This window comes from Synechococcus sp. BSA11S (genome assembly GCF_014224355.1).
GTDB lineage: Bacteria > Cyanobacteriota > Cyanobacteriia > PCC-6307 > Cyanobiaceae > Regnicoccus_A.
Window position 1 is genome coordinate 1 of sequence record NZ_VNWP01000034.1, and the last position, 9,491, is coordinate 9,491.

Below are 9,491 nucleotides of genomic sequence, written 5' to 3' on the forward strand. Positions count from 1 at the left end.
TGGAGCGAGCGATCTCGGCCACGCTCTCCCGGTTGGGCGGGCTCATGCGATTGCGGATCTCGGCCCGCATGGCCTGGTCATAGATCGGTTTCATGGTCCTCGGTTTGGCCCCCTGGTGGATGGGTCAAACCGAGCGGATAACTTTCCTGACGCAGGTGGCCCCATCAGCGTCACAGTGGAGCCGCCAAGGCCATTTGCCAGCAGCGAGCCGAGGTCTACGAGAAGGCCCGCCAGACCAATCCAGCACGCTGGAGCAGAAGCACCCGCTGCTGGCGTCAACCAGAAGCAGTGTGGATCAACAAGCCACCAGAGGAACCAGATCCGGTCCTCGCGCTACCATTAATCGAGGCCGCCTGAATGGCAGCCAAGGAGTGACACCTTCCCTGAAAGTCACCGCCAATGCAGAGAAGGCATGTCGTGAAATCTTGGCAATTTGGTTGCCGTGCAATTGAGAAGGTGCTAAGGTCGAAAAAAATTGATGCAGATTATCAGTGAACGACAAATGCATTCCGCAGCAAATCGCGATAGTAGGCGTTGGATGCAAGTTACCTGGTGGAATTGACTCGCCTAAAACATTCTGGGATTTTCTTGCGGCCGGTCGAGATGCGATCACAGAAATCCCACCAGAGAGGTGGGATCTGGATCATCACTTCACCTCGGATTCATCAGTTCCACTAAAGCAGCACGTACGAAAGGCAGGGTTTATCGAGGATATTGACAAGTTCGATGCTTCTTTTTTTGGAATTACACCTAGGGAAGCCATAAGCATGGACCCTCAACAGAGGATGATGCTGGAAGTTGCCTGGCGGGCCGTAGAAGATGCAAATATACCACTGGAGCAGATCAAGTCGAAGCAGGTAGGGGTCTTCGTGGGAATATCAAGCAACGATTACGGAAGCTTATTGTGGATAAATGAGAGCGGCTACTCAACACCTAACAACGAGCCATTTCTGCTCCCTGGAAACACGGGATGCATCGCAGCAAACCGCATCTCATACATTTTTGATCTCAAGGGTCCTAGCTTCACTATCGATACTGCTTGCTCATCGTCTTTGGTTGCTGTGCACTTGGCTTGCCAGAGCATTCTCAGCGGCGAGTCTGAAATGGCGCTGGTTGGTGGAGTCCAGATCATCGCTCATCCGGGAGTCCAGATGTTGTTCAATAAAGCTGGTCTTCTCTCCCCCGACGGACAGTGCAAGAGCTTCGATGCTCGAGCTAATGGGTATGTGCGCTCCGAAGGGGCAGGAATGGTCCTATTGAAACCACTTGAGAAAGCCCTACAAGATAAGGATAATATCTATGCAGTCGTGCTTGGCTCAGCTGTCAATTCAGATGGCCGTAGCAATGGCATGGTTGCACCAAATCTCCGCTCACAAGTTGAATGCGTCCGTACCGCTTTCAGAGCGGCAGGAGTGCCCCCGGCGGCGACACAGTATGTAGAAGCACACGGCACCGGCACACGTCAGGGAGATCCCATAGAAGTTCGAGCACTCGGAACTGTCTTAGCAGAAGGACGTGAAGAGGGAACTTATTGCCATCTCGGCTCAGTGAAGACCAATCTGGGGCACTCTGAAACTGCTGCAGGCATAACAGGGTTAATCAAAGCAGCTCTATCGATCTCACGCCATCAGATTCCACCTAGCCTTCACTTCGAAACACCCAATCCTTCAATTGACTTTGAAGCTCTACAATTAAGAGTTCAGACTAAACTTGGACCGTTTCCTCGTCCAGAGATGGATGCCGTTGTTGGTGTAAGCTCCTTTGGCTTTGGTGGAACCAATGCACATGTCGTTCTTAAGCAGGCACCCAAGCAATCTAAACATTACCCACGCTTTGGCCCGGCTCTTCCATACAACATCCTTACTATCTCAGCCAAGTCACAAACTGCCTTGCGCGCCTTGGCAAAGGATTTAGCCACATTTATACAGGGCAATCCCGATCGCTCCCTCAACGACATCTGTTACTCAGCAAACAGCTTTCGGACTGTCTTCAAAGAGCGGCTTTCTTTTGTTGTACCAACAGTTGAGAAACTTGCAAAATCTCTCCTGGAGGTCTCAGAGGGCAACTCGGGATTAGCCAATGTCAGCCATAAGTCTTACTCGAAAAAGACTGGAAGACTTGCATGGGCATTCACTGGCCAGGGCTCCCAATACGCTGGAATGGGAAAAGACCTCTATAATTCTCATCCCGTTTTCCGCAATGCTTTCGAAGAGGCGGCGGCTCACCTGAACACATGTCTTGATCGGCGACTCCAGGACTTTCTTCTGGCAGATAGATCAGATAGTTTACTGAATGAGATTCTTGCTGACACTGCCTATGCTCAACCAATAATCTTTGCATTTGGATACGCGCTATCACGCCTGTGGAGCTCTTGGGGAATTAATCCTGATGTGCTGATAGGGCATAGTGTTGGCGAGATTCTTGCAGCGCACATAGCTGGAGTTTTTAACCTATCAGATGCCTGCAGCATCGTTTCTTCTCGGTCGCAGCTTATGGCTTCCCTACCTAGTGGTGGCGGAATGTCAGCATTTCTTGTTTCTCCAGAACGGCTAAATTCCTTCCTTGAAGTTGAGCCATATCTCACAATCGCTGCTTACAACGGACCCACCAACACGGTGGTCGCTGGTCCCTCTGCATGCCTGGAGCGGATGAGCGCAGCAGCCCGGGCGGCGGGCATTGAGGTGAAGGCATTGACTGTATCGCACGCATTTCATACCTCTGCAATGCGGCCAATGCTTGAGGACTTTGAGCGTGCTATCTCTCAGATTAGTTTTCTGCCACCCTCCAAGACATTGATCAGCAATGTGAGTGGAGAGATCGCGGGATCGGAAGTCGCCACACCTGAGTACTGGTGCAGACATGTTATCAGCCCAGTACGCTTCTACCAGAGCATTGCCGCGATGACAGGCCAGGATGTTAACTATATTATTGAAGTAGGCGCTCGACCCACCCTGATCGGGATGGCTCGACAATGGATAGAAGAAGAACACATATTACTTCCAAGTGTACACCCTTCACAGCCTGGATTGAGCACTTTGCTGCATTCTTTAGGCCGCCTGTACTGTGAAGGCTTTGCTGTTAACTGGTCAGGTTTTTATCATGATTTTCCCGCCCAAGCAATACGTCTTCCTGGATATCCATTTGATCGTCAAAGATTTTGGTGGCCCAAACAATATGAAAGCTCTGATGAATCTGCAGAATGGTCACACTTCATTCATCAAATAACCTCCAAAGGTCATGCTCGGAGCACTCCAATATCTGCGGCAACCATAAGCGCTTCCACCCTCAGTCCTGGCTCGGCAACCCTTGCAAAGCTAGACATTCCCTCGCTAGATCATTTCTTTTCGATCGATTTAAGCGTCCAAGTGCATCATGATCTCGAAGATCACCGTATCCGTTCATATAAGGTCTTTCCGGCCGCTGGTTTTATATCTATTCTAGTAGAGATCTTGCAGACATTGCATCCCGAGAACGATTGCTATCATATCAAAGACTTTTTCCTGCAGCATCCTCTAAAGCTCACTTCAGAAGTAACCCGCCTTACCATCCAGGCTAATGCGCAGCAGAATGGGCAATTAGGTATTAAGGTCAATAGCAAGGCGCATCAAGCAAGTCATGAAGAATGGACTCTACATGGCGAAGCAATCGGCACCATATCAAATCAGGATTCTCCATGCCTCCCCTTTGAGTTGCATGCACCTCCTGAAAATGAAGATATCTATGATGTCAATCTACAAGATTTTTATGAACGCTTGACTCATTTTGGCCTGGTTTACGGACCTACTTTTCGCGCATTGAGTCAGCTACGGTGTTCGAACAATCGAGCATGGGCATCGTTGAAACGGCCGCCGAAAGGTCTCGACCGTGGTCTCCTTGACAGTTGTTTTCAAGCAGTAGCCGCTTTGCTTCAGCCAAATGCGAGCAGCGGTCAACTCGTTTTACCGGTTGGATTCGCCGATCTTTGGGCTACTCCTCTTCCACTTCCGGACGAGTTTGAATGTCAGGTGGAATTAATTGAATCCACTGATTTGGCATTTATTGAATGCAATATTATTCTGCATCATAATAATCGAATCTTAGTGTCTATAAGCCGTTTCCGGCTTCGCAGCTTGCCTCGCATCGCACTTGACTGGATGTTCCCAGAAAAGTTACAAGAGGTCAAAGATACGAATGATTCTTCCAATTGGATTCTCAAGAAAGAGTGGCATTCCATTCCCCTTGATTTAGAACAAGGTCAGCTGCCAAAGGGCATATTAGTTTTATCGACTAGCCAAATCAATAGAAGCATCAGATTACAGCCGTTTGCGGAATGGGGCCAGTTCCCACTCCGTCATCATTCGATTGAAGATATTATTTCGGATTCCAAACTGCTTGGAGGAGTAGAGACAGAATTCGTGCTTTGGCCCACATATTCTGACGATTCCGAAGTATCCCTAATTGAGACGACTGCAGACCAGCTCCTCCAACTGTACAAGCGTCTCTCTGTAGCCAAACCTCGACCAGTCACCTTGGTTCTGGAAGGCTTTGGACCTTTGCAGAGTAGCCTTGAGGCAATGACGAGGACCGTACAACAGGAACTTGTCAGTTGGCAGTTTACGATTGTCAATATTCCGAGCGATCCAGAACTTCATCCCACGCCAGCTCAGTGGGCAATGATATGGAAGGCTGCTACCACGGAATCATCACTGCGATGGACTGGTGAATCCCTCGAATTATCACGTATTCAGCGGCTATCAACGCTAGAACGATTTAGATATGCGATCCAAGTTCCAGGCAATCTTGATACCCTAACTCGGGTACCTTGTGAATCCAGATCGCCCCAACATGGCGAGGTTGAAGTTGCCGTTGAAATTACCGGTCTGAATTTCAGAGATGTGCTGAATGCACTCGGATTGCTCAAGGCTTATAGTGCTCAACTGGGCTTTGATGAGTCAGCAGAGATTCCATTCGGTGGCGAATGTGTCGGCAGAATAGTGGCCGTGGGTCCAGATGTTGATGGCTCAAGAATTGGAGAACGTGTTGTTGCGGCGCTTTCCATCGGCAGCTTGGCTTCGCACGTTATTTGCAGGGAACAACTATGCTCACCTTTGCCAGTTGGCTTGGATGCCACCACAGTCGCCAGCGTGAGCACCGCATTTCTTACATCAATACATGGCCTTCTCAACCTAGCAAAAATTCAGCCTGGTGAGATTGTTCTTATTCATGCTGCTGCAGGGGGAGTTGGTCAAGCAGCTCTTCAAGTTGCCATCAAATCCGGTGCCAGAATTTATGCAACAGCAAGTCAGGCAAAGCAAGCTGCACTTTTAGAGCAAGGTGTAGAAAAGGTTTTTGATTCGCGAACAACTGATTTCGCAGATCAAATCCTTGAAATTACCGACGGGCGAGGCGTAGACGTCGTGCTTAATTCACTTAAAGGTGAATGGGTCGATGCAAGTTTTCGCGCTCTTGCCCAGAATGGTAGATTTGTTGAGCTAGGCAAGATCGAAACATGGTCACATCAAAAGGCTCAGACAGAAAGACCTGATGTTGACTACCTTCCATTTGACCTGCTTGATGTAGCGGCGGCACAGCCAAGCCTTGTGCGATCAATGCTGGATACGCTTCTTTGTGAACTTAAAGATGGAACGTACAATCCAATCCCGATAACTGTCTATGATATCGACAAGACTGTTGACGCATTCCGGTTGATGTCTCAAGCGAGACATGTAGGCAAAGTCCTGATTTCACAAGCAGCCAAACCTGACCCAGTTCTGATCCGATCCGATAGTACATACTGCGTCACTGGAGCTCTCGGCGGAATTGGTCTTCAGCTTATGGAATGGCTAGCACAGCAGGGCGCAAGTTCAATCATTGCTATTTCTCGATCAGCATCAGCGCCGTCAAGGCAAGCCAGTGAAGTTCTTAATAGACTCAACTCGTTTGGTGTCGAATGTCACCTCTTAAGCCTAGATCTTTCGGATTGGGACTCCGCAGATCGCATGCTATCAGATCTTCAAGATACTTTTTCTAGGCTAGATGCACACAAACCACTCCATGGTATCTTCCACTGTGCTGGAGTCGTTGACGATGGCCTTGTAGACAATCAAACTTCGGAACGGCTTCATAATGTATTTGCTCCCAAGCTTGTGGGGTGGCATGTCATTAGAAATGCATTCAATGGATATGTAGCAAGTCATCATCCCTCGCCAGGCTCACCGATATCACCCAAGTTTATAGTCTCCTTCTCGTCAATATCTGCCTTGCTTGGCTCCCCTGGCCAGTCTACCTACGCTTCTGCCAATGGAGCTCTGGATGGTTTTGCAGGAATACTCGGCAACCATCTTCAATCCAACGAAAGCCAACGTACGGAACCCTCGGTTATTCTCTCCCTGCAGTGGGGCCCATGGGAGGGCAGGGGGATGGCAGGATCCCTTGGCAAACGTGAGAAGGATCGTCTCAAGGCATTAGGGGTAGAATTTCTACCTCCTGAGACAGCTTTTGATGCACTCAACCAGGTGCTGAGGAGGGGAATCTCAGGCATCCTTGCAGTTGCCAATAATGATTGGCAAAAGATTCTTGATCAATCGGGGCAAAGAGTTGGAATCCAGCTATCACTTTTAGCCAATCCCATCGACGCAGCTCAGACTGCTTCTCGACTTGATGAGACCCGTTCAGCCCTCATCGACAAACTGTCTTCGTACAGCTTGGAGCAACGGCAACTTGAAATCACATTACTTCTTCGCACCCGTTTAGCGAAGGTGATGGGTCTTGACGGTGAAGGCTCCATCGATCCTTCTGAGTCGCTGTTCCATCTCGGCCTTGACTCCTTGATGGCCGTTGAACTCGTATCAATTGTTGAGGCGGACCTTGGTGTCAAACTAACATTCGAGTCACTAGCAGGAGAGCCATCTCTTGAATCAATAGCCCAGATCATTCTCAGTGATTTAGGTTTATCCACTGCTTCTGTGGATACTGAACTCAATCTCAGGAAGGAGGCAGAGCTTCCTTCTGATTGGCGAGTCAGTGTCCTGGAGTCAACACCCTCTCAAGAGAAAGTTCAGAAGGTGTTCCTGACAGGGGCGACAGGATTTCTGGGTGCCTATCTACTTGAGGGTCAACTTCGAGCCAACACGAACCGACTCGTTTATTGCCTAGTTCGCAGCGACGGGCTTGATGCTGCCAAAGAAAAGATAACGAAGAATATGCAGCATTATCAAATCTGGGATGCTTCATATTCTGACCGCATTGTGCCGGTCTTGGGCAACTTAGCGCTAGCAGACCTAGGACTTGATTCAGAGACTTATGCCATGATCTCCAGTCAAGCCGAAGGGATCATTCATAATGGAGCCCAACTTAGTCAAATGGCAACCTATTCGCAGCTAGCAAAAACAAATGTATTTGGCACAAAGAACATTGTTGAATTAGCTCTTCAGAAATGCATCCCTATTCAGATGGTTTCCAGCGTGGCTGCGCTTGAGGCTACTGCCTACAGAGGCAAGCCTATTCTTGAGGATCAAGATATCACTGAATGTGATGGAATTGTCAATGGCTACTCTCAGACAAAGTGGGTCAGTGAACGCTTGGTTTTGAATGCCGCAAAGCTTGGGCTTCCAGTCACAGTCTATCGTCCACCATTGATTAGTGGTGACTCCAAACTAGGAATATGGCACCAAGATGATTTATTATATCGGCTATTGGAAGGTTGCCTCAAAATGGGTTCTTTCCCAGATATCGCATGGGAGCTCGATCTGGTTCCAGTTGATTATGTAGCAGATGCCATAACCGCATTGGCTTGGAGCCCCCAGGCTCTCAATCGTACATATCACTTACACCATCCTTCACCCATTCTTCTAAGCGACCTAGTTCAAGCTATTACATCTTTTGGGCGTCCACTCACTCAAGTTCCAATGGGCGATTGGATCGAGACAATTGCTGAAGATCCAACTAACCCATTGAACCCTATGTTACCTTTCTTTACAAAGCGCTGGGGTGACGATCAATTTACCTATCCAGAACTCAATCGGAAGGGTCTTCGTGCAGAACCTTCTTCGACTTACACCAGCACCGTCCTCAATACCCTTGGCATCAGCTGTCCTTCGTTCCAGTCTTTAGCTCTTGTCTATGGACAGGCCCTGCTTCCCGCACTATCCAAGAGTTAGCTCTTCATCATAATTTATTAGAATGGATAATAAGAAATTGACAGTTCAATTTGAGGGGGGCACGCATCAAGCATATTCACCCATTATACCAAGATTCTGGTACGGAATGACCCTTCCCGTCCTGATTGGGCTCTTATTTCGTAATCGTCTAAGAGTAAGCTGCTCAAGATTTCATCTTCTTATCACCTCGCTAATCATATCATTTATTACTAGCATTGCAGCATTGCTCACAGCAATTATTTTTCGTCGCCAGCTCAGATGCGCACAATTGCATGATGCCCCTATATTTATTATTGGACATTGGAGGACCGGAACAACTTATCTTCATGAGTTAATGATGCTCGATAACTCCCTTTGCACACCAAACTCGTTGCAGTGCTTTGCTCCTTCTTGCTTTCCTCTTATAGATCGTTTCTTTTATAAGTATATGAATTGGCTTATGCCTGCAACTCGATATTTTGATCAAGTTTCAATGGGCTGGACCCGGCCTCAGGAAGATGAGTTCGCTCTTTTAGCCCTTGGGGCACCCTCTCCTTACCTCCGCATCGCCTTTCCCCATACTGCTCGTCAGCGCGATGCTTCAATTGATTTCAAGGAATATTCTATCAAAGTAGCTAATTTATGGATCAAGAAGCTTGAGCTATTTCTTTCCTTGCTATATATTCGTGATCAGCGTCGTCCTGTCCTCAAAAGTCCTACTCACACAGCCCGAATAGGTGTTCTTAATAAGATGTTCCCAGGCGCAAAGTTTATCCATATTGTCCGTGACCCCAGGGCATTCGTCCCTTCCACCAAGCGCTTATGGCAGTCCCTTTATACCTTTCACTCATTCCAAGTAGGCCCGTTTAACTGGCTTGAGGAACTAGTTTTTTCACAGTATAATGATATGTACAGCTGTTTTAACAGAGATCAGAACGTGCTTTCCGCAAATCAGCTATGTGAGATCAAGTATGAGAACCTAGTTTCAGATCCGGTCACTGTCATGCGATATGTATACCAGAAGCTTGGTCTTTCTGATGCTGATGCTTACGACACCAAACTCAGAGCTTACCTGAGCTCTCTTCCTCCCTACAAGGCGAATGAGTTCGCGCCAGCTGCTCCTTTGCTCTCTCGCATAGAGAATGAGTGCGCTGACTATATTCAAAAATATGGCTATTGAAGGCCACCTCGAAAAATCAACAAGACACTTGATTGCGACATGATGCCAATTATGATCGGTTGAGCAATCTTCACGACAACCGTGGGTCAGAGAGGCTTTTGGGACGAGCAGCAAAGAGTCACAAAGCTCCAGGACAAAAAGCCAGTTCTCAAGCGTCTGGCTGATTCTATCCCCTGGGAATCATTCCGCCCACT

General features: G+C 48.2%; 2 protein-coding genes. Both read left to right on the forward strand.

What is annotated here, in order from left to right; translation table 11 throughout:
* The first annotated feature begins 491 nt into the window (after positions 1–491).
* On the forward strand, positions 492–8,138 hold the full coding sequence (locus FPZ61_RS14985) for a type I polyketide synthase (protein ID WP_185467419.1): 7,647 nt from the start codon (positions 492–494) through the stop codon (positions 8,136–8,138).
* A 106-nt stretch (positions 8,139–8,244) separates the two neighbouring features.
* Positions 8,245–9,297, forward strand: coding sequence for a sulfotransferase (locus FPZ61_RS14990; RefSeq protein ID WP_185467420.1), 1,053 nt, complete (start codon positions 8,245–8,247; stop codon positions 9,295–9,297).
* The last annotated feature ends 194 nt before the right edge of the window (positions 9,298–9,491 follow it).

Bases quoted from the DNA above. Each gene is read 5' to 3' on its own strand.
- FPZ61_RS14990 (WP_185467420.1), top strand. From the start codon at position 8,245: ATGACCCTTCCCGTCCTGATTGGGCTCTTATTTCGTAATCGTCTAAGA.